Genomic DNA, 864 nt, shown 5'->3' with positions numbered 1-864 from the left:
GGCGGGGGCCGTGGCGGCGGCCCTGGTCACGGGCAAGCGCGGCCTGATCGGACCGGCCGCCAACGACGCGCTCCGGGCGGCGGGCATCTATCACGTCGTTTCCATCTCGGGTCTCCACATGGTGCTGGCCGCCGGCGTGGTGTTCTGGCTGGTGCGGGCCGTCTTGGCGCTGGTGCCGTATTGCGCGCTGGTCTGGCCGATCAAGAAGATCGCCGCCGGCTTCGCGATGCTGGGCGTCACCGCCTATTGCGCGTTCTCGGGATGGGACATCGCGGCCGAGCGCTCCCTGATCATGACGCTGATCATGCTGGGCGCGATCCTGGTCGACCGGCCGGCGCTGTCCATGCGCAACCTCGCGCTGGCCGCCCTGATAGCCCTGGCGCGGGAACCCGAGGGCCTGCTCGGACCGAGCTTCCAGATGTCGTTCGGGGCGGTGGCCGGGCTGATCGCCTGTGCGCGGCTGATCGACGGGCGCCTGTTCCGACGACCCGGGGCGGGGCGGATCGAGCGGCTCGTCGGCACGGGACTCTCGGCCGTGATCGGCACCCTCGCGACGACCCTGGTGGCGCAGGTCGCGACGGCGCCGTTCGCCACCTACCATTTCCAGACGGTTCAGCCGTTCGGGCTGATCGGCAACGCCCTGACCCTGCCGCTGGTGTCCCTGGTCGTGATGCCGGCGGCGGTGATCGGGGTCCTGGCCTGTCCCTTCGCCCTGGACCGGCCGATCTGGTGGCTGATGGGACAGTCGGTGGGCGGGATGTTGGCGATCTCCGAGTGGATCGCCGGCTTCGATCGGGCCGTCCTGGTTGTGCCGGCCTTCGGCACCGGCGCGCTGGCGCTGCTGGCCGCCGGGCTGCTGCTGGC

At 71.5% G+C, this 864-nt stretch carries 1 protein-coding gene; it reads left to right on the top strand.

The window, feature by feature from the left end:
- On the top strand, nt 1–864 hold an 864-nt coding region (locus FV228_RS31095), incomplete at both ends, for a ComEC/Rec2 family competence protein (RefSeq protein ID WP_147857904.1).

It is taken from the genome of Methylobacterium sp. WL18 (assembly GCF_008040015.1).
Lineage (GTDB): Bacteria > Pseudomonadota > Alphaproteobacteria > Rhizobiales > Beijerinckiaceae > Methylobacterium > Methylobacterium mesophilicum.
The sequence above is the reverse complement of the archived record's forward strand: the minus strand, read 5'-3'. Positions and strand labels throughout refer to the sequence as shown.